The 19549-nt window shown below is 66.9% G+C and carries 19 protein-coding genes; 2 read left to right on the top strand and 17 right to left on the bottom strand.

Features of this window, described 5'->3' with window-relative positions; translation table 11 throughout:
* Nucleotides 1–109: 109 nt before the first annotated feature.
* Nucleotides 110–958: a pyruvate, water dikinase regulatory protein gene (locus tag RT688_RS19065; RefSeq protein WP_313706425.1), complete on the top strand. Its 849-nt coding sequence runs from the start codon at nt 110–112 to the stop codon at nt 956–958.
* A gap of 25 nt (nt 959–983) precedes the next feature.
* Here RT688_RS19065 and RT688_RS19060 read toward each other — a convergent pair whose 3' ends face one another.
* Nucleotides 984–3290, bottom strand: coding sequence for an FdhF/YdeP family oxidoreductase (locus RT688_RS19060; RefSeq protein WP_313706424.1), 2307 nt, complete (start codon nt 3288–3290; stop codon nt 984–986).
* Between the two features lie 160 nt (nt 3291–3450).
* On the opposite strand from RT688_RS19060, the gene RT688_RS19055 reads away from it, so the two are divergent.
* A complete protein-coding gene (locus RT688_RS19055) occupies nt 3451–4284 on the top strand; it encodes a metallophosphoesterase (RefSeq protein WP_313706423.1) in 834 nt (277 codons plus the stop codon).
* Between the two features lie 16 nt (nt 4285–4300).
* On the opposite strand, the gene RT688_RS19050 is transcribed toward RT688_RS19055, so the two are convergent.
* From RT688_RS19050 to RT688_RS18975, 16 genes are all read right to left on the bottom strand, one after another.
* Nucleotides 4301–4888 carry a DUF6151 family protein gene (locus RT688_RS19050; RefSeq protein WP_313706422.1) on the bottom strand — a complete coding sequence of 196 codons (588 nt, stop codon included), beginning with the start codon at nt 4886–4888 and terminating at the stop codon, nt 4301–4303.
* Between the two features lie 116 nt (nt 4889–5004).
* Nucleotides 5005–6201, bottom strand: a complete 1197-nt coding sequence (locus RT688_RS19045) for an EAL domain-containing response regulator (RefSeq protein ID WP_313706421.1) — start codon at nt 6199–6201, stop codon at nt 5005–5007.
* 67 nt (nt 6202–6268) lie between these two features.
* A complete protein-coding gene (locus RT688_RS19040; protein WP_313706420.1) occupies nt 6269–7054 on the bottom strand; it encodes an RNA methyltransferase in 786 nt (261 codons plus the stop codon).
* Nucleotides 7051–7725 carry a ribonuclease HII gene (rnhB, locus tag RT688_RS19035; protein WP_313706419.1) on the bottom strand — a complete coding sequence of 225 codons (675 nt, stop codon included), beginning with the start codon at nt 7723–7725 and terminating at the stop codon, nt 7051–7053. Before rnhB ends, RT688_RS19040 begins: the two co-directional genes overlap by 4 nt.
* The gene (gene lpxB / locus RT688_RS19030; RefSeq protein WP_313706418.1) at nt 7722–8897 is read right to left on the bottom strand and encodes a lipid-A-disaccharide synthase; all 1176 of its coding nucleotides are present in this window, start codon (nt 8895–8897) and stop codon (nt 7722–7724) included. The genes rnhB and lpxB overlap by 4 nt, the downstream gene beginning before the upstream one ends.
* On the bottom strand, nt 8881–9669 hold the full coding sequence (gene lpxA / locus RT688_RS19025) for an acyl-ACP--UDP-N-acetylglucosamine O-acyltransferase (protein ID WP_313706417.1): 789 nt from the start codon (nt 9667–9669) through the stop codon (nt 8881–8883). Before lpxA ends, lpxB begins: the two co-directional genes overlap by 17 nt.
* A 26-nt stretch (nt 9670–9695) precedes the next feature.
* Nucleotides 9696–10193, bottom strand: a complete 498-nt coding sequence (fabZ, locus tag RT688_RS19020; RefSeq protein WP_313706416.1) for a 3-hydroxyacyl-ACP dehydratase FabZ — start codon at nt 10191–10193, stop codon at nt 9696–9698.
* A complete protein-coding gene (gene lpxD, locus RT688_RS19015; RefSeq protein WP_313706415.1) occupies nt 10183–11259 on the bottom strand; it encodes a UDP-3-O-(3-hydroxymyristoyl)glucosamine N-acyltransferase in 1077 nt (358 codons plus the stop codon). Before lpxD ends, fabZ begins: the two co-directional genes overlap by 11 nt.
* Before the next feature lie 4 nt (nt 11260–11263).
* Nucleotides 11264–11776, bottom strand: coding sequence for an OmpH family outer membrane protein (locus tag RT688_RS19010; protein ID WP_312549622.1), 513 nt, complete (start codon nt 11774–11776; stop codon nt 11264–11266).
* A gap of 38 nt (nt 11777–11814) precedes the next feature.
* The gene (bamA, locus tag RT688_RS19005; RefSeq protein ID WP_313706414.1) at nt 11815–14172 is read right to left on the bottom strand and encodes an outer membrane protein assembly factor BamA; all 2358 of its coding nucleotides are present in this window, start codon (nt 14170–14172) and stop codon (nt 11815–11817) included.
* Between the two features lie 66 nt (nt 14173–14238).
* Complete coding sequence (gene rseP, locus RT688_RS19000) at nt 14239–15576, bottom strand: RIP metalloprotease RseP (protein ID WP_313706413.1); 1338 nt, start codon at nt 15574–15576, stop codon at nt 14239–14241.
* Between the two features lie 38 nt (nt 15577–15614).
* On the bottom strand, nt 15615–16793 hold the full coding sequence (ispC, locus tag RT688_RS18995; RefSeq protein WP_313706412.1) for a 1-deoxy-D-xylulose-5-phosphate reductoisomerase: 1179 nt from the start codon (nt 16791–16793) through the stop codon (nt 15615–15617).
* An 18-nt stretch (nt 16794–16811) separates the two neighbouring features.
* Nucleotides 16812–17642 carry a phosphatidate cytidylyltransferase gene (locus RT688_RS18990; RefSeq protein WP_313706411.1) on the bottom strand — a complete coding sequence of 277 codons (831 nt, stop codon included), beginning with the start codon at nt 17640–17642 and terminating at the stop codon, nt 16812–16814.
* A complete protein-coding gene (uppS, locus tag RT688_RS18985; protein ID WP_313706410.1) occupies nt 17642–18391 on the bottom strand; it encodes a polyprenyl diphosphate synthase in 750 nt (249 codons plus the stop codon). The genes RT688_RS18990 and uppS overlap by 1 nt, the downstream gene beginning before the upstream one ends.
* 147 nt (nt 18392–18538) lie before the next feature.
* A complete protein-coding gene (gene frr / locus RT688_RS18980) occupies nt 18539–19099 on the bottom strand; it encodes a ribosome recycling factor (RefSeq protein WP_312549658.1) in 561 nt (186 codons plus the stop codon).
* Between the two features lie 35 nt (nt 19100–19134).
* Nucleotides 19135–19549 (bottom strand): uridine monophosphate kinase (locus tag RT688_RS18975; RefSeq protein ID WP_409521950.1); only part of this gene is annotated, 415 nt, incomplete at its 5' end.

The following is a 19549-nucleotide window of genomic DNA, read 5'->3' as shown; positions in this document are numbered from 1 at the left end:
GGCGCCGTGCAGCACAATGCGAATCCGTTGCAGAGCATTTTACCGCGTGCGACCCCGATTCACAGCGCACAAACCTGCATTCTTGTCAGCATTAGCGAAAAAAATCACCATGACCGCAGACAGCCGCCAGCCCCTCCCCGCCCCCACGCGCACCGTCTTTTTCGTGTCCGACGGCACCGGCATCACCGCCGAAACCTTCGGCCACGCGGTGCTGAGCCAGTTCGAAATGCGTTTCCGCCAGATCCGCATTCCCTTCATCGACACGCTCGACAAGGCGCGCGACGCGGCGCGGCGCATCAACGAAGTCTACGCCCTCGACAACCAGCGCCCGATCGTGTTCTCGACCCTGGTGAAGCACGACCTGTCGGGCGTGATCCGCGCCTCGAACGGCATGCACATGGATTTGTTCCAGACCTTCGTGGCGCCGCTGGAAATGGAACTGGGCGTGAAATCGACCCACACCATCGGCCGCATCCACAACGTCGTGGACTCCGAGGAATACAAGAACCGCATCGAGGCCATCAACTTCTCGCTGGCCCACGACGACGGCCAGTCGCACAAGAACCTGGCCGAGGCCGACGTCATCCTGGTCGGCGTCTCGCGCTCGGGCAAGACCCCGACCTCGCTGTATCTTGCGATGCAGTACGGGATCAAGGCCGCCAACTACCCGCTGATCCCGGACGACTTCGAGCGCGGCAAGCTGCCCTCCTCGCTGCCGCCGTTCAAGCACAAGCTGTTCGGCCTGACCATCACGCCCGAACGCCTGACCGAGATCCGCAACGAGCGCCGCGCCGGCAGCAAATACGCGTCGATCGAGAATTGCCGCTATGAAGTCAACGAAGCGGAACAGCTGATGAAGCGCGAGGGCATCCGCTGGCTGTCCTCGACCACCAAGTCGATCGAGGAGATCGCGACCACGATCCTGCAGGAGATCAAGCCGGACCGGCGCGAGTACTGACGGGCACTCTGCCCCTGCTCCCGGGCTATCCCATGGGAGCGGCGCTGCGCTCCAGCAGCACGTCGATCGACTTCGCCGCCGGCACCTTGCTCTCCTTCGCATGGTGCCAGAGCGGAATCAAGGGGTTGAGCTCAGGGTAGTAGCCGGCCACGCAGCCCTGCGGCAGGTCGTAGGGCACCACCGCCAGCCCATCCACGCGGCGCGCGACGCCGTCCTCGGCCGCGCAGCGCAGCGCCACCAGGTCGCCCTGCGCCAGCCCGAGGCGCTCCATGTCGGAGGCCGCCATGAACAGCACCATGCGGCTGCCGAACACGCCGCGGAAGCGGTCGTCCAGGTGATAGATCGTGGTGTTGAACTGGCCGTCGCTGCGGATCGTGAAGAGGCGCAGTTCCGGCGGCGCGGCGTCCATCGCCGGGTCGCCCTGCAGCTCCTCGGGCACGGTGAACTGGGCGCGTCCGCTCTCGGTCTCGAACACCCGGTGCGCGGCGCCAACCGGCTTGCGAAAGCCGCCCGGGGTCCACATGCGCGCGTTGAAATCCTTGAAGATGTCGGGGTAGGTTTCCTCGATGGCGTCGCGCACCTTGGCGTAGTCGCCGACCCAGGCGTCCCAGTCGACCTTCGGGTTCGGGTCCAGCGTGGCTTTCGCGATGCCGGCGACGATCGCCGGTTCCGACAGCAGCGTGCCTGCCACCGGCTCGGTCATGCCGCGCGAACCGTGCATGCAGGCGGTGCTGTCCTCGACCGTCACGTCCTGCGGGCCGGCGGCCTGGCGGTCGATCTCGATGCGGCCCAGGCAAGGCAGCACGTACGACGCCTTGCCGTGGATGACGTGGTTGCGATTGAGCTTGGTCGACACCTGCACGGTCAGCGGCAGTTCGCGCCAGGCCGCTTCCATCAGCACGGTCTCGGGCACGGCGCGCACGAAGTTCCCGCCCAGGCCGACGAAGGCCTGGACCTTGCGCGCCAGGATCGCCTCGCAGGCCTCGACCGTGTTCATGCCGGTCGCGCGCGGCGGCTCGAAGCCGTACTGCTCCTTGAGCTTGTCGAGCGGCGCCAGCTCGGGCTTCTCGGTGATGCCGACCGTGCGCTGGCCCTGCACGTTCGAATGGCCGCGCACCGGGCAGATGCCGGCGCCGGGCTTGCCGATGTTGCCGCGCATGAGCAGCAGGTTGACCAGCATGGCCACGTTCTGCACGCCGTTCTCGTGCTGGGTCAGGCCCATGCCGTAGACGCCGAGCACCGCGCTCGAGCGCGCGTACACCTGGGCCGCGCTTTCGAGCGCCGCGCGCGCCAGGCCCGATTCGCGCTCGATCGCCGTCCACTCGCAGCGGCGCAAGGCGTCCTCGAACTCGGCGAAGCCATGCGTGTGCTCGGCGATGAAGTCGACGTCGAGCACGCGCTGTTCGCCCTTGGCCAGCGCCGCCTCGTCCAGCGCCAGCAAGGCCTTGCAGATGCCCATGAGGGCGGCGGTGTCGCCGCCCGGGCGCACCTGGTGGTACTGGGTGCTGATCGTGGTCTCGTGCCCGGTCAGCATCTCGAGCGGCGACTGCGGATTGGTGAAGGCGACCAGGCCGCGCTCGCGCAAGGGATTGAAGGTGACGATGGGCACGCCGCGCCGTCTCGCATCCTTCAGCTGGTGCAGCATGCGCGGGCTGTTCACGCCGACGTTCTGGCCGAAGAAGAAGATGCAGTCGGTCTGCTCGAAGTCCTGCAGCACCACGGTGCCCACGCCCACGCCCAGGGTCTTCTGCAGCGCCACCGAGGTGCTCTCGTGGCACATGTTGGAGCTGTCCGGCAGGTTGTTGTTGCCGTACATGCGCGCCAGCAGCCCGTACATGTAGGAGGTCTCGAGCGAGGCGCGGCCCGAGGCGTAGAACACCACCTGCTCGCGCTCGAAGCCGCGCAGGGCCGCGCCGATCTCGGCGAAGGCCGTGTCCCAGCTGACCTCGCGGTAGCGGTCGGTGGCCGGGTCCCAGCGCAGCGGCACCGTCAGGCGGCCCTGCTCTTCCAGCTGGTGATCCGACCAGGCCTCCAGCTCGGTCACCGTGTGGCGCTCGAAGAAGCCGGCGCCGATCGCCTTGCTGGTCGTTTCCCAGGCGGTGGCCTTGGCGCCGCTTTCGCAGAACTCGAAAGGATGGGGATTGGCCGGCTTGGCCCAGGCGCAGCTGACGCAGGCGAAACCGTCGGGCTTGTTCTGCTTCATCAGGAGTGCGCTGTCCTTGAGCGCGACGCGCTGGTCGAGCAGGATGTTGCTCACTTCGGCTACCGAGGCCCAGCCGCCGGCCGGCATGGTGGGTTTCTCGATCCGCAGTCCCTTCGTTTCGTCGCTCATGACGGTCTCCCTTGCAATGGAGCATGTACCGTAAACGCCACTTGCGCCCCGTTCTGTACGCCGCCGCACCGAGGCGGGGAATCCCCGGAAGGTCGGGCGGACAATAGCGGTTCAAGCCGGGCGCGCCGGCGCCGCGCACTTGGCTTTATACTGCCCGGCTATGCGCATACAGCTTTTCTCGGACCTTCACCTCGAACGTTACCCGGCCTTCCAGCCCCTGATCGCTCCCGACACCGACGTCGTGGTGCTGGCGGGCGACATCGGTTCCTACCAGCCGGGCTCGCGCTTGGACGGCACGGATTTCGGCCTCGGGCGTTTTTCGCCGCGACGCGCTGGCGCCGGCCGGGCGCGCGTGCTGTTCGTGCCCGGCAACCACGAATACGACGGCCTCGAGTTCGACGCGACCAACGACCGCCTGCGCGCGCTCTGCGCCGAACTCGGCATCGAATGGCTGGACCGCGAGACGATCGTCATCGATCACGTGCGCTTCATCGGCACCACGCTGTGGAGCGACTTCGACGCCCTGGCCAGCCGCGAGGCCGACCTGACCCGCCAGCTGCAACTGCGCGGCAAGGCCTTCCGCGCGGCCAACTACTACCTGAGCAAGAACACGACCTTGCGTGACGGCGTGCCGATGCTGGCCGAGGACATGCGCGCGCTCTCGCTCGACTGCCAGGCCTGGCTGCGCGCGGCGCTGGCGGTGCCCTTCGACGGCACGACGGTCGCCGTCACCCACTTCGCGCCCAGCCTGCAAAGCGCCGATCCCCGCTACGGCCTGGCGGCCGGCACCGCCGGCTTCTGCAATGCGCTGGACGCCCTGTTCCCCTTGGCCGACGTCTGGATGCACGGCCACCTGCACTGCATGAACGACTACACCGTCAGCGGCGTCGACAACGGCCGGCCCTGGTCCTGCCGCGTGGTCGCCAATCCGCTCGGCTACCTGAGCAAGGGCGAGCAGGAAGGCTTCCGGCCGGAGCTGGTGATCGAGCTGTAAGCCGCCGCCGGCCTAGTCAGCTCAGCGCCGCGCGCCGCTCGGCGGAGATGACCTCGGGCTGGCGCACCGGGGCGGCGCTGCCGGGTACGAAGAAGGGATTGTCCTTCCAGCTTCCCGTCAGGCGAGCCCTGGCAATCTTGCCGCCGATCCTGGCCACGGCCAGCGCGGTCGCCAGCGGCGTCGCCGCCACCTTGCGGTAGGCGGTGCGGGTGTTGGTCGCGATGTGCGAGGCGCCCAGCGCGGCGTCGAGCTCGGCGGGCGATGCGGCCATGCAGGCGCGGATCACGCCGACGTAGGGCAGCTTCGGATCGCGCGGCGTGTTGCCGATCGGCGTGCGGCAGCAGCGCGCATACCAGCGGTACAGGCCTTTCGGGCTGAGCGACATGCTGGCCAGATGTTCCAGGCCCTCGGTGAAGCGCACGCCGCTCGGCAGCGCCGCCGCGACCTCGGTGCCCCCGGCGCCATCCAGCAGCGTGATCTCGTTGCCGAGGAAGCGGGCAAAGGCGCGGCAGTCGGTGCAATAGCACTTCGCGCGCGCGGCGACCGCCGCCGTGTCCAGTTCGCCCTGCAGCTTGCCGCAACGGCAGCGTAGCCGGATGTTCATCTTGCCTCCCAATAGGTGGAATCCGTGTGCGATTTGCTCAACATCGGTGGGCACGAGGCGCCCACCCTGCGCGTCGGTTCGGCCCCGTTCGGCCTGACCGCGACCGGCCCGTGCGCTTAGAAGAAGTGCCGCCACTCTTCCAGCCAGCCCGGGAAGGCGCTCGCCTCCATCGGGTTGGCGATGTGGTAGCCCTGGGCATAGGTGCAGCCCAGGCCCTGCAGGAAGTCCCAGTCCTGGCGCGTCTCGACGCCGACCGCGACCGACATGCGGTCCAGGCTGTGCGCCAGGCCCAGGCAGGAACGCAGCACGGTGCCGAGCGGCCGGCGCTTGGAGGCGCCGTCGACGAAACTACGGTCGATCTTCAGCTCCGAGAACGGGATGCGCGCCAGCAGCTGCAGGTTGGAGCGGCCGGTGCCGTAGTCGTCGATGGCGAGACCGAAGCCCATCATGCGCAGGCGCACCAGGCGCTCGATGAAATTCGGGTCGGTGTTCAGCACCGAGGATTCCGGCATCTCGAAGGTGATGTAGTCCGGCAGCACCGTGTGGCGGCCGAGGCAGGCCGTGATCTGGCGGATGAAGGCCGGGTGGGCCAGGGTCTCGGGCGCCAGGTTGATCGAGATCGAGATCGGCGTGCCCTGGTCGTGGAACCAGCGGCAGCGCTCGACCGACATCTCGATCATGCTCCAGTCGAGGAAGTCGACGCGGTTGTTCTGTTCGAGCGCATCGATGAAGGCCGCGGGGCTGAGGATGCCATGCTCGGGATGACGCCAGCGCGCGAATACTTCCAGCCCTTTCACCTGGCCCGTGGCCAGTTCGATCTTCGGCTGGAAGAAAGGCTCGAACTGGCGCTTCTGCAAGCCCAGGCCGATGTCGGCAAAGGTAAAGCGCGGCGCCTCCTCGCCGGCGCCAGCCTGGGCCGGCGGCACGTAGTTGTCGATCAGCGGCTTCAGTTTGGCGGCGGTGACGGGCTTGGCGGCGGTGCCGAGCAGGTCGATGCCGTAGACCTGGGCCAGGGTCTCGACCGAGAACAGCAGGTTCGCCGGCTGGGCGCCGGTGACGATCAGCTTGACGTCGGAATCGAGCGTGGCCAGGTTGCGGATCAGCTCCAGGCCGTCCATGCCGGGCAGCTCGAGGTCGATGATGGCGATGTGCACGCGCGGCGTGAAGCCGGCCTGGAAGGTCCGCAAGGCCATGTGCCCGTCGGGCACCTCGGTGATGCGGGTCGCGCCCAGCCGGCCCAGCATCTCGACCGTGGCGGCGCGCTGGGCCTTGTCGGCCTCGGCCACCAGAAAGTGCAAATGCGCGATGTCCATCCCTACTCCACGGCGTGATATTGAAGTTGATCCCGGGTCGAGATTACCCTAGAGCCAGCGCTGCCGTCTATGCCTGGCGCTGGCGCAGCTGCTCGAAAAAGCACACCGCCGCGGCGGCCGCCACGTTCAGCGACTCGACCTGGCCCGCGTGCGGGATCACGACCTGGTGCGACGCCAGGCCCATGAGCTCGTCGCTGACGCCCTGCCCTTCGTGGCCCAGCAGCCAGCCGACCGGCTGGCGCAGGTCGACGTCGTACAAGCGCTGCTCGGCATAGCCGCTCATGGCAAGCACGGCGATCTTCGAGGCACGGACCAGGGCGGCCAGGTCGACGTTCTCGAAGATCTCGAGCACGAAGTGGGCGCCCATCGCGGCGCGCAGCACCTTGGGCGACCAGCAAAAGGCCGTGCCGGGGCTGCAGAAGACCTGGGTGATGCCGGCCGCGGCGGCGCTGCGCAGGATGGAACCGGCGTTGCCCGGGTCCTGCACGCCGTCGAGCAGCACGGCCGACACCGTCATCGCGGCGGGCGCGGCCGGCTGCGGGGTGTCGACCAGGAACAGCAGGTTGACGCCGTGCTCGACCTGGCTGAGCGCCTTGAACAGCGCATCGGGCAGCGCCGTCACGTGGACGTGCTTGCCCTCCAGGCGCGCGACGATGTCGGCCACTTCCGGGTTGTGCAGGGCTTCGTCCGAGACCACGCAATGCGCCGGCGCGCCGCGCAGGTCCAGCCAGGACTGGCACAGGTGCACGCCGTCGAGCAGCGTGCGGCCGGCCTTGCGCCGCGCCTGCGAACTGGTGGCGAGCTTGACCAGGTCCTTGTAGAAGGCATTGTCGCGCGAGGTGATGCTCTTCATGCGGGCGCCGCCTCGTTCATGGTGTCGGCGGCGCCGAACAAATCCACCTGCAGCAGGTTGCGCACCGGCGCGAACGAGCGGCGGTGCACCGGCGACGGGCCGTGCAGGCGCAGGCGCTCCAGGTGCAGCGGCGTCGAATAGCCCTTGTGCTGGTCGAAGCAGTATTGCGGGTACTCTTCGTGCAGGCGCACCAGCAGCGCATCGCGCGCGGTCTTGGCCAGGATGGACGCGGCCGAGATCGCGTGGCACTTGTCGTCGCCCTCGACGATGGCGTGGGCGCGGATGTCCATGGTCGGGCAGCGGTTGCCGTCGATCAGGGCAATGGTCGGCACGGTCCGCAGGGCCTCGACCGCGCGGCGCATCGCCAGCATGGTCGCGTGCAGGATGTTCAGGCTGTCGATCTCCTCGCAGGAGCATTCGGCGATGGCCCAGGCGATCGCGTTTTCCTTGATCTGCGGAGCCAGCTCGTCGCGGCGCGCCTCGGTCAGCTTCTTCGAGTCGCGCAGGCCCTCGATCGGGCGCTTCGGGTCGAGGATGACGGCGGCCGCGAACACAGGCCCGGCCAGCGGGCCGCGGCCGGCCTCGTCGACGCCGCAGACGATATCGAGGTCGGTAAACGGCCGCAGCCTGGGCGGCAAGCCGGGGTAGAAATTGATACGCTTCTTGCTCATTTGTCTGATTCTATGACGCGCAGGACGGCCTGCGCGCTCTCCTGCGCGCTGTTGCGCAGCAGGCTGTGGTGCATCTCGGTGAAGCGCCCGGCCAGGCGCTCGCGCAGCGCCGTGTCGTTCAACTGCGTCCAGACGGCGTCGGCCAGCGCTTGCGGGGTGGCCGCGTGCTGCAGGTACTCGGGCACCAGGAACTCGCGCGCCAGGATGTTCGGCAGCCCGATCCAGGGCAGGTAGCCCATGTGGCGCATGATTTCCCAGGACGCGCGCATGACGCGGTAGGCGATGACCATCGGCTTCTTGTACAGCGCCACTTCCAGCGTGGCCGTGCCGGACGCCACCAGGACCGCGTCGGCGGCCGCGATCGCGGTATGCGACTGGCCGTCGATGATCGTCAAGGGCACGTCCCGCAGGCCGGCTTTCGCGACGATCTCGTCGAAGTAGGCGCGCTGCTTCGCGCCGGCCATCGGCACCACGAATGTCAGGCCGGAATCGCGCTTTGCAAGCAGGCCGGCTGCGCGAACGAAGGTCTCGGCCAGGTATTTCAGCTCGCCCATGCGGCTGCCCGGCATGACTGTGACCACGCGGGCGTTGGCTGGCAGGCCAAGCGCCATACGCGCCGCCGCCGTATCCGGCACCAGCGGGATCGTTTCCGCCAGCGGATGGCCGATGTAGGTCACCGGCACGCCGGCGTCGCGGTAGATCTGCTCCTCGAAGGGGAAGATCACCAGCATGTGCGAGACCGCGCGCTGGATCTTCCTGATGCGCCCGCCGCGCCAGGCCCAGATCTGCGGGCCGACGAAGTGCACGGTCGGGATGCCGCCGGCGCGCAGCTGCTCCTCCAGCCCGAGGTTGAAGCCGGGGTAGTCGGCGCCGATGAAGGCGGCCGGCTTCTCGCGCAGCAGTCGGTCGCGCAGGCGGTTCTGGATGCCCTTGATCTCGCGGTAGCGCGGGATGATCTCGAACAGGCCGCGCACGGTCAGGGTTTCCATCGGCACGTCGGAGACGAGCCCCTGCTCGATCATGCGCGGGCCGCCGATGCCGTGGAAGCGCGCGTCGGGAAGGTGGGGACGCAGCCCTGCGAGCAGGCGGGCGGCGAGCATGTCGCCGGAGACCTCGCCGGCGACCAGGGCCAGCGAGATGCCCGAGGACGACGATTCAGCGGACGATGCCACGGGTGATGGTGCCGAGGAAGTCGCGCACGGCCTTGACGTCGGCCGCCGCCTCGGGCGAGGCGCCTTCTTCCTGCTCCAGCGCCGCTTTCGCCTCTTCCAGCGTCAGGCCCGAGCGGTACAGGTGCTTGTAGGCGGCGCGAATGCCGTCGATTTGGGCGCGCGTGAAACCGCGCCGCTTCAGGCCTTCGATGTTGACGCCGCGCGCGGCCGCCGGGTTGCCCGAGACCATGACGAAGGGCGGCACGTCCTGGGTCAGGCTGGTGTACATGCCGATGAAGGCGTGGGCGCCGATCTTGCAGAACTGGTGCACGCCGGCGTAGCCGGACAGGATGGCGTGGTCGCCCACGTGCACGTGGCCGGCCAGCTGGGCATTGTTCGAGAAGATCGTGTGGCTGCCGACCTGGCAGTCGTGCGCCAGGTGGACGTAAGCCGAGATCCAGTTGTCGTCGCCCAGGCGGGTGACGCCTTCGTCCTGGGCCGTGCCCAGGTTGAAGGTGACGAACTCGCGGACGGTGTTGCCGTTGCCGACTTCCAGGCGGGTCGGTTCGCCCTTCCACTTCTTGTCCTGCGGCGCGGCGCCGATCGAGCAGAACTGGAAGAACTTGTTGTCCTCGCCGATCGTCGTGTGGCCTTCGATGACCACGTGCGGCCCGACCACGGTGCGCGCGCCGATGCGCACGTTCGGACCGATGATCGAATACGGGCCGACCTCGACCGAGCTATCCAGCTCGGCCTTCGGATCGACGATTGCGGTAGGATGAATCTTGCTCATTACTGCTCCGTTCCCTGATCGTCTTTCTACTGCGCCGGCGACGGCGCCTTCATGTCGGCCTCGGCGGCGCCACGGATGGTGCACATCAGTTCGCCCTCGACGGCGACCTTGCCGTCGACGCTGGCCACCGCCTTGTATTTCCAGATGCCGCGCGCGACGCGCAGAATCTCGACTTCCATCTTCAGCTGGTCGCCCGGTTCGACCGGACGCTTGAAGCGCGCGTTGTCGATGCCGACGAAATAGACCACCGAGTTCTCGTCGGGCTTCACGTTCATGGTCATGAACGACAGGATCGCCGCCGTCTGGGCCATCGCCTCGATCATCAGCACGCCCGGCATCACCGGCTTGTGCGGGAAGTGGCCGTTGAAGAATTCCTCGTTGGCGGTGACGTTCTTGATGGCGGTGATGCGCTTGCCCAGCTCGACGTCGAGCACGCGGTCGACCAGCAGCAGCGGGTAGCGGTGCGGCAGGTATTCCTTGATGCCGTTGATGTCGAGGGTGATCTTTTCGGTGTTAGTCGTCATGTTGTTCTGAAAGCTTTTTGATTGTTTTTTCCAGCGTGCGGATCTTCTCGCGCATGGAGTTGAGGTTGCGTACGATCGCGGCCGATTTCTCCCATTCGGCGTTCTTCGCGAGCGGATAGAAGCCCGTGTACTGGCCCGGCTCGAGCACCGAGCGCGAGACCATCGAGCCCGACGAGATGTGCACGTTGTCGGCGATCTCGAGGTGGCCCAGCACCATGGCGGCGCCGCCGAAGGTGCAGCGGCTGCCGATCTTCGCGCTGCCGGCCACGCCGACGCAGCCGGCCATGGCGGTGTGGGCGCCGATGCGGCAGTTGTGGCCGATCTGGATCTGGTTGTCGAGCTTGACGCCATCCTCGATCACGGTGTCGGCCAGGGCGCCGCGGTCGATCGAGGTGTTCGAGCCGATGTCGACGTCGTCGCCGATCACCACGCGGCCGGTCTGCGGGATCTTGACGTAGACGCCCGCCTCCACCGCGAAGCCGAAGCCGTCGCCGCCGATCACCGCGCCCGAGTGGACGATGCCGCGCGCGCCGATGACGCAATCGCGGTGGAAGGTGACGTTGGCGAACAGGTGGGTGCCGGCGCCGATCACCGCGCCGCGTCCGACGAAGCAGCCATGCTCGATCACGGCGCCCGCTTTCACGACGGCGCCGGCTTCGATGGTCACGTGCGGACCGACGTGGGCGGACGGGTCGATTTCGGCGCTTGGGTCGACCACGGCGCTCGGATGGATGCCGGGGGCCGGGGCCTGCTCCTCGAGCGACACGAAGTACTGGGCCGCGCGCGCGAAGTAGGCGTAGGGGTTGGTGGTGACGATGCGGCTGCCGCCGTAGGTGGCGGCGACCGACGGGTCGTCCAGCGGCGACAGGATCAGGGCCGCGGCTTCGCTTTGCGCCGCCAGGGCGCGCAACTTGCTGTTCGAGAGGAAGCTGATCTGGCTGGCGTCGGCGCTGTCGAGCGGCGCGATGCTGGCGACGACGAGGTCGGGATTGCCGATCAACTGGCCGCCGAAGCGTTCGACCAGGTCGCCCAGGCGCACGCCACGGGTGGTTTTCGTTTGTTCCAAAATCTTACTTGTCCAGCTGTTTCAGGATCTTGTCCGTGATGTCGATGCGCGGGCTCGACCAAGCCGCTTCCTGCAGCACGGCGTCGAGCTTTTCCTGCTCGGCGATCTGTTCGATCAGTTTATAGGCCTTCTGGGCGATGGCGGCGCGCTCCTCGCTCTTGCGCTGGAACAGGTCTTCCTGGAACTCGCGCTGCGTGCGCTGCACGTCCTTTTCCATGTCGAACAGTTCGCGCGCGCGGCGGGTACGCTCGATGTCGGTCAGGCGCGGCGCGTCGGCGTCGAACTTCTCGCTCATCTGCTTGAATTTCGCCACCATCTCCTCGGTCGTCTTCTGGCGCTTGGAGAATTCGGCCTGGATCTTGGCATCGGCCGCCTTGGCCATCTTCGATTCGGTCATCAGGCGTTCGGTGAACACGAAGCCGATGCGGCTCGGCGCCGTTTGCGCCTGGGCCAGCGGAGCAGCGCACAGGGCTGCCAGCAGCAAGGTCCCGGGCAAGGCATTTAGAGTTTTCAACATGATTCTCCGCGGTGAAAGTGTGACGTTCCGGGGGGATCCTAGAAGCCCGTCCCCATCTGGAACTGGAAGCGTTCGAGCTGATCGCCCGGCTTCGCGTTCAGTGGCTTGGCAAACGACAGGCGCAGCGGGCCGACCGGCGAAATCCAGGACAGGCCGATACCCGCCGAATAACGGAATTCCTTCAGGCGGATCGGATTGTCCTCCTGGAACACCTGGCCGCCGTCGGCGAAGGTGAACCAGCGCAGGCTGCGGTCCTTGCTGCTGCCCGGGAACGGGAATTGCAGCTCGAGGTTGCCGATCACGCGCTTGGAGCCGCCGATGGCGTCGCCATAGACCGGATCGACCACGCCCAGGGTCGAGCTCTCGTAGCCGCGCACCGAACCGATGCCGCCGGCGTAGAAGTTCTTGAAGACCGGGTAAGCGTCCTTGCCGATGCCCTTGCCGTAGTCGAGCTCGCCGCGCACGGCCAGCGTCATCCAGGACGTCAACGGACGATACCACTGGTGTTCGTAGATGGCGCGGAAGTACTTGGAATCGCCGAACACGTCGACCTCGAGGTTGGCGCGCTGGTAGCGGCCGTAGCTCGGGGTCAGCGCGCTGTCGCGGCTGTCGCGGCCCCAGGCCACGGTCAGCGGGATCGACATGCTCTTGCCGGTGCCCACGCCATAGTTCAGGGGGTCGGCCGGATCCTTCGGACCGCCGTTCTGCGCCACGTACTCCTTGTACAGCTGCGGGCTGCTGCGGTCGGTGGTCAGCGTCGTGCGCTCCAGGCCGGCGCCGAAGTAGACGGTGTCGGTTTCCGAGAACGGCACGCCGAAGGTCATGTTGCCGCCGGTCTGGCGCACCGTGTACGAGCCGAAGTTCGCGAGCGGCGGACGGGTCGTGCGGTAGTACAGCTGGAAGGCGCGCGAGATGCCGTCGTCGGTGAAGTACGGGTTGGTCTGCGAGAACGCGATCGTGCGGCTGTACTTCGAGGTGTTCAGGTCGAGGCCGACGGTGTTGCCGCTGCCGGCGAAGTTGGCCTGCTGGATCGAGGCCGTGAAGGTGAACTTCTCGGCCTGCGAGAACGAACCGCCGATCATGAAGTTACCGGTCGGGCGCTCCTCGACCGTCAGGTTGACGTCGACCTGGTCGGTGCTGCCCGGCGACTCCGGGGTCTCGACCTTCACGTCCTTGAAGTAGCTGAGGCGGTCGACGCGGTCGCGCGAGAGCTTGACCTTGCTGGCGTCGTACCACGAGCTTTCGAACTGGCGGAACTCGCGGCGGATCACCTCGTCGCGGGTGACGGTGTTGCCGGCGATGTTCATGTGGCGCACGTAGGCGCGCTTGCCCGGGTCGACCACGAAGGTGAAGGCCACCTGGCGCTTCTCGCGGTCGAGCTGCGGGTCGGCGTTGACGTTGGCGAAGGCGTAGCCGAAGCTGCCGAGGCGCTCGGCGATGCGCTTGATCGAGGCTTCCTGCTTGGCGCCCGAATAGACCTTGCCCGGCTCGAGCAGGACCAGCCGGCGCAGTTCTTCCTCGCGGCCGAACATCTCGCCGTCCATCTTGATGTCCGAGACAGTGTACTTCTCGCCTTCGGTGATGTTGATGGTGAGGTAGATGTCCTTCTTGTCCGGGGTGATCGCGACCTGGGTCGATTCGACGTTCGCCTCGAGGTAGCCGCGGTCCAGGTAGTAGGACTTGATCGCTTCCAGGTCGCCGGTCAGCTTGGTCTTGGAATACTGGTCGGCCTTCGAGTACCAGGTGAACCAGCCGGACGTGGACAGCTGCAGGATCTCGCGGATTTCCTTGTCCGAGACGACCTTGTTGCCGACGATGTTGATCTGCTTGATGCGCGCGACCTCGCCTTCGTCGACGTTGAACATGACGTTGACGCGATTGCGTTCGATCGGCGTGACGGTGGTGGTGATCTTCACGCCGTACATGCCGTGCGAGAGGTACTGGCGCTTGAGTTCCTGTTCGGCGCGGTCGACCGCGGACTTGTCGTAGATCTTGGCTTCGCCCACGCCGATCTCGCCCAGGGCCTTGACCAGCATGTCCTTCTCGAATTCCTTGGCGCCGGTGAAGTCGACGTTGTTGATCGCCGGGCGTTCCTCGACCAGCACGATCAGCACGCCGTTTTCTTCTTCCAGGCGGATGTCCTTGAAGAAGCCGGTCGCGTACAGCGCCTTGATGGCGGCGATGCTCTTCTCGTCGTCGAAGGTCTCGCCCACGCGCACCGGCAGATAGGTGAACACGGTGCCGGCCTCGGTCCGCTGGATGCCTTCGACCCGGATGTCCTTGACGACGAACGGATTGACGGCGAGCGCAGGACCGGCGCACAGCGCCAGCACGGCCGCGCCGATCAGGCTGCGGCGAATGAACGGCAGGGCAAAACGATCTGGTTGTGAATTCATTGGCTAAATCAACGGGTCAGTCATTGGACAACATACATATTCTTGTTTGCCGGTGCCGCGAGAAGATCAGAGCAATCTTCCCAGGTCATTGAAGACGGCGAGCGCCATCAGCATGAACAGCAGGCCTACCCCTGCGCGTTGAGCGAATGCCTGGATTCGCTCGGACAGGGGACGCCCGGTCAAAACTTCCAGCGAATAATACAGCAAATGGCCACCATCCAGCACTGGAATTGGTAACAGATTCATTACACCCAGGCTCACGCTGACCACCGCGATAAAGCCCAAAAACGTCGCAAGGCCCATGCGCGCTGTCTGTCCGGCGTAGTCGGCAATGGTCAGCGGACCGGTCACGTTCTTCAGCGAAGCCTGGCCGGTGACGATCTTGCCGATCATCTTGAAGGTCAGCGCCGTCATTTCCCAGGTGCGGCGCGCGCCCTTCGCCAGCGCTTCGAACGGGCCGTCCTGCACGGTGACGAAATCGACCGCCGGGGCCAGCTGGACCTGGGCCACGCCCTGCCCTTTCGGGTCGCGCTCGGGCGTGAGCGGCAGCGTGACGGCGGCGCCGTCGCGGCGCACCCGCAGCTGCAGCGCGCGCTCCGGCGCCGCGCGCACGGTGCGCACGAAGTCGCCCGCGTCGCGCAGGGCCTTGCCGTCGACGGCTTCGATCACGTCGCCGCGGCGCAGGCCGGCGCGCGCGCCGGGACCGCCGGCGACGGCCTCTTCGACCTGCGGCATGCCGATCCAGACGTCGATGCCGAGCGCGCCCATGACGTCGCCGTCGGGATCGACCGCGCCAAAGGCGCTCGCCGGGATGGTGGCGGCGTACTGGCTGCCGTTCGCGCCCTTGACGTCGAAACGGGCCGCTTCGCGGTCCACGGCGAGATGGGTGACGGCCCAGCGCAGCTCGGAGAAGGAAGCGACCTGCTCGCCGTTCACGGCCAGGATGGCGTCGCCGCCGCGCAGTCCGGCGGCATACGCCGGCGTGTTCGTTTCCATCGCGGCCACGCGGGTGCTCGGCTCCTGGGTGCCGTGCATGAACAGCGCTGCGAACAGAGCAATGGCTAGCAGGAAGTTGGCGATGGGTCCAGCCGCGACGATGGCGATGCGTTTCCAGACGCTCTGGCGGGTAAACTCGCGCGCCAGCTCGGCCTCGCCCTTCGGCGCGGTGGCCGGATCGCGGGCGTCGAGCATCTGCACGTAGCCGCCCAGCGGCAGCGCCGAGATCGCCCATTCGGTCTGGTCGCGCCCGAAACGCCGCGACCAGACGACCTTGCCCATGCCGACCGAGAAGCGCAGCACCTTCACGCCGCACAGGCGCGCGACCAGGTAGTGCCCGAGTTCATGGAAGATGATGAGCGGCCCCAGCGCGAGCACGAAGGCCACGGCCGTGTAGAGGAAGTTCATGATGTCGTGTTCCGCTTGGTTGCGCGCGGGGTGCGCGCCTAGTTGCCCGCGATGGCGGCGACGATCTGCCGCGCCGCCGCGCGCGCACGTTCATCCTGCCCCATCACGGCCTCGATGTCATGCGCCGCGCCATGCGCGTTCTCGTCCATCACGCGGCGCACCACGCGGTCGATGTCGCGGAAACCGATGCGGCGCGCAAGGAAGGATTCGACGGCGACCTCGTTGGCCGCGTTCAGCAGGGCCGGCGCGGTGCCGCCGGCGCGCAGGGCCTCGAAGGCCAGCGCCAGGCAGGGGAAGCGCGCGAAGTCCGGCTTATGGAACTGCAGCGCGGCCAGGGCGGTCAGGTCGAGCTGGGCCACGCCGGAATCGATGCGTTCCGGGAAGGCCAGCGCGTGGGCGATCGGGGTGCGCATGTCCGGGTTGCCGAGCTGGGCCAGCACCGAGCCGTCGACGTAGGACACCATCGAGTGGATCACGCTCTGCGGGTGGATCACGACCTCGATCCGGTCGGCCGGCGCGCCGAACAGCCAGTGGGCCTCGATCACTTCCAGGCCCTTGTTCATCATGGTGGCCGAGTCGACCGAGATCTTGCGGCCCATCGACCAGTTCGGATGCTTGCAGGCTTCCTCGGGCGTGACGGCTTCGAGCGTCTCGACGGCGCGGTTCAGGAACGGGCCGCCCGAGGCGGTCAGCAGGATCTTGGCGACGCCGGATTCGTCGAGCTGGCGCGCATGGCTGGCGGGCAGCGACTGGAAGATCGCGTTGTGCTCGCTGTCGATCGGCAGCAGCGTGGCCTTGTGCTCGCGCACCGCGTCCATGAACAGCTGGCCGGACATGACCAGCGCTTCCTTGTTCGCCAGCAGCACCTTCTTGCCGGCACGGGCGGCGGCCAGGGTCGGGGCCAGGCCGGCGGCGCCGACGATGGCCGCCATCACGGTGTCGGTTCCGGGCGCACTGGCGATCTCGCACAGGGCCGCTTCGCCCCAGGCGACGTCGACCGGCAGGTCGCCCAGCAGGCGCGCCAGTTCGGCAGCGGCCTCGGGCGTGCCGACCACGGCGCGCGCGGGACGATATTCCCGGCACTGCGCGGCCAGTTCGGCTACGCGGCTGTGCGCGCTCAATGCGTAGACTTCGTATTTGTCGCGGTGACGCGCGAGCACGTCGAGGGTCGAGACGCCGATCGAGCCGGTGGCGCCCAGGATGGTGATGCGTTGCATGTGAAACTCCGTGTGAACCTACAGCCAGGCGCCGATCAGTGCCGCCAGCGGCAGCACCGGCACCAGGGCGTCGATACGGTCGAGCACCCCGCCGTGGCCGGGCAGGAGATTGCTGCTGTCCTTCATGCCGGCGCGGCGCTTGAGCTGGGATTCGAAGAGGTCGCCGACGATGCTGGCGGCGACGATCAGGATCAGGATGGCGAACGTGGCGGCCCAGCCGAGGCTGGCCTGGACGCGCACCGGGAAGGTGTCGGCCAGCGCCGGGCCGCCGAAGACGATGACCAGGGTGGCGATGACCAGCACGGCGACGCCGCCGCCGATCGCGCCTTCCCAGGACTTGCCCGGCGAAATCGACGGGGCGAGTTTACGCTTGCCGAAGGCCTTGCCGGAGAAGTAGGCGAAGATGTCGGCGGCCCAGACGATGGCCATCACCGACAGCAGGTAGAGCGGCGAATACGAGAACAGCGCGACGATCGCCGCGAAGCAGCCGACCAGCGACACCGCGTACACCACGCTGAGCAGGGTGTTGGCGGTGGAATCGAGCGGCGGCAGTCCGATCTTCAGCGAAGGCGCGAAGCGCAACGCCCACAGCAGCAGCGAGATGGCGAACCAGAAGACCGGGTTGCCGGCGTTCGGGCCGAAGAAGGCCCAGGCGAAGGCGGCCGTCCAGAACGCGGCGACGAGCGGCGCCTTGCTGGAGGTCGGATTGAACAGGCGGAAGCATTCCCAGATCGCGGCGCCGAAGAAGACGGTCGCCACCACCGCGAAGGCCGTGAAATTGTTGGAATACAGGACCGGCAGCAGGACTGCCAGCAGCACGAGCGCGGTGATGATCCGGGTTTTCAGCATCAGGTATTGTTCGCCACTTGTTCGCCGGTGCGCCCGAAGCGGCGCTCGCGGCCTTGGTAAGACGCGATCGCCGCGTCCAGGGATTCGGCCGAGAAGTCCGGCCAGTAGGTATCGGTGAAATACAGCTCGGAATACGCCAGCTGCCACAGCAGGAAGTTCGAGATTCGCTCTTCGCCGCCGGTGCGGATGAACAGGTCGGGCTCGGGCGCGTACGCCATCGCCAGGTGCGGCGCCAGCATCTCCTCGGTGAAGTCGAGCGTGCCGGGGTTGCTTGCCACCATCTTGCTGGTCGCCTGCATGATGTCCCAGCGTCCGCCGTAGTTGGCGCAGACCGTGACCGTGAGGCGCTTGTTGCCGGCGGTCCTGCGCTCGGCGTTGGCGATCATGTCCTGCAGCTTGGGGTCGAAGCGCGACAGGTCGCCCACGACTTTCAGGCGGATGTCGTTGGCGTGCATCTTCGACACCTCGCGCTCGAGCGCGGTGACGAACAGGCGCATCAGCAGCGAGACTTCCTCGGCCGGACGGCGCCAGTTTTCCGAGGAAAACGCGAACAGGGTCAGGTACTCGACGCCGCGCAGCACGCAGGCTTCGACGACGCCGCGCACGGCTTCGACGCCCTTCACGTGCCCGGCCACGCGCGGCAGCAGGCGCCTGGTCGCCCAGCGGCCGTTGCCGTCCATGATGATCGCGATATGGCGCGGGACGGCCGGCACATCGGGTACTGCAGTCGTCGAACTCTTGAAGATCATAAATCCATTGCCATGACAGTGATACGACAAATAAAGCGAAGCGCCCGGCCGGGTGAAAGACGGCCGGGCGGCAACCAGGCCGGATGAAGCAAACGGCCGGGCGGCGGCCGGGCCGGCTTGTTTCGTCCAGCCCTCCCCTTTCTTCGCTTAAACGGTCAGGACTTCCTTTTCCTTCTCGGCGACCAGCTTGTCGATGTCGGCGACGAACTTGTCGGTCAGCTTCTGGATCTCGTCCGATGCGCGGCGCTCGTCGTCTTCCGACGCGGTCTTGTCCTTCACCATCTTCTTGAGCTGCTCGTTGGCGTCGCGGCGGATGTTACGCACGGCAATCTTCGCGTCCTCGGCTTCCGACTTGCACAGCTTGACCATTTCCTTGCGGCGCTCTTCGGTCAGCGGCGGGGTCGGCACGCGGACCATGTCGCCCATCGTCGACGGGTTCAGGCCGAGGTCGGCGTCGCGGATCGCCTTTTCGATCGTGCTCAGCATCTTCTTCTCGTACGGCGTGACACCGATGGTGCGCGCGTCGATCAGGTTCAGGTTGGCCACGCCGCTCAGCGGCGTCGGCGAACCGTAGTAGTCGACCATCACGTGGTCGAGGATGCCGGTGTGGGCGCGGCCGGTGCGGACCTTGGCCAGGTCGGCCCTCAAGGTCTCGATCGACTTGGTCATGCGCTCTTGCGCGCTTTTCTTCACGTCAGCTAAGGACATGCTGCTCTCCTGTTATTCAGTATTTCAGAGTTAAATCAAACGTGTACCAGTGTACCTTCGTCTTCGCCCATGATCACGCGCTTGAGCGCGCCCGGCTTAACGATGGAAAACACCTTGATCGGCAGCTTCTGGTCGCGGCACAGGGCGAACGCGGTCGCGTCCATCACCTGCAGGTGCTTGGCGATGGCTTCGTCGAACGAGATCGACTCGTAGCGCGTCGCATGCGGATCCTTCTTCGGATCGGCAGTATATACGCCATCGACCTTGGTTGCCTTCAAAACGATCTCGGCCGAGATTTCCGAGCCGCGCAGGGCGGCGGCGGTGTCGGTGGTGAAGAAGGGGTTGCCGGTGCCGGCGGCGAACACGACGACCTTGCCCTCTTCCAGGTATTGCAGCGCCTTCGGGCGCACGTAGGGCTCGACCACCTGCTCGATGCTGATCGCCGACATC

The sequence above is a fragment of the Massilia sp. genome (assembly GCF_032106685.1).
Taxonomy (GTDB): Bacteria; Pseudomonadota; Gammaproteobacteria; order Burkholderiales; family Burkholderiaceae_D; genus Telluria.
Note: the sequence above shows the minus strand (reverse complement) of the source record. Positions and strands in the feature narration are given on the sequence as shown.

Coding starts and splice junctions, on each gene's coding strand:
- RT688_RS19055 (WP_313706423.1), top strand. CDS start 3,451: ATGCGCATACAGCTTTTCTCGGACCTTCACCTCGAACGTTACCCGGCC.
- uppS (WP_313706410.1), bottom strand. CDS start 18,391: ATGATCTTCAAGAGTTCGACGACTGCAGTACCCGATGTGCCGGCCGTC.
- lpxA (WP_313706417.1), bottom strand. CDS start 9,669: ATGAGCAAGATTCATCCTACCGCAATCGTCGATCCGAAGGCCGAGCTG.
- rnhB (WP_313706419.1), bottom strand. CDS start 7,725: ATGAGCAAGAAGCGTATCAATTTCTACCCCGGCTTGCCGCCCAGGCTG.
- RT688_RS18990 (WP_313706411.1), bottom strand. CDS start 17,642: ATGCTGAAAACCCGGATCATCACCGCGCTCGTGCTGCTGGCAGTCCTG.
- RT688_RS19045 (WP_313706421.1), bottom strand. CDS start 6,201: ATGGACATCGCGCATTTGCACTTTCTGGTGGCCGAGGCCGACAAGGCC.
- RT688_RS19050 (WP_313706422.1), bottom strand. CDS start 4,888: ATGAACATCCGGCTACGCTGCCGTTGCGGCAAGCTGCAGGGCGAACTG.
- bamA (WP_313706414.1), bottom strand. CDS start 14,172: ATGAATTCACAACCAGATCGTTTTGCCCTGCCGTTCATTCGCCGCAGC.
- frr (WP_312549658.1), bottom strand. CDS start 19,099: ATGTCCTTAGCTGACGTGAAGAAAAGCGCGCAAGAGCGCATGACCAAG.
- fabZ (WP_313706416.1), bottom strand. CDS start 10,193: ATGACGACTAACACCGAAAAGATCACCCTCGACATCAACGGCATCAAG.
- RT688_RS19040 (WP_313706420.1), bottom strand. CDS start 7,054: ATGAAGAGCATCACCTCGCGCGACAATGCCTTCTACAAGGACCTGGTC.
- ispC (WP_313706412.1), bottom strand. CDS start 16,793: ATGCAACGCATCACCATCCTGGGCGCCACCGGCTCGATCGGCGTCTCG.
- RT688_RS19010 (WP_312549622.1), bottom strand. CDS start 11,776: ATGTTGAAAACTCTAAATGCCTTGCCCGGGACCTTGCTGCTGGCAGCC.
- RT688_RS19065 (WP_313706425.1), top strand. CDS start 110: ATGACCGCAGACAGCCGCCAGCCCCTCCCCGCCCCCACGCGCACCGTC.
- RT688_RS19060 (WP_313706424.1), bottom strand. CDS start 3,290: ATGAGCGACGAAACGAAGGGACTGCGGATCGAGAAACCCACCATGCCG.
- rseP (WP_313706413.1), bottom strand. CDS start 15,576: ATGAACTTCCTCTACACGGCCGTGGCCTTCGTGCTCGCGCTGGGGCCG.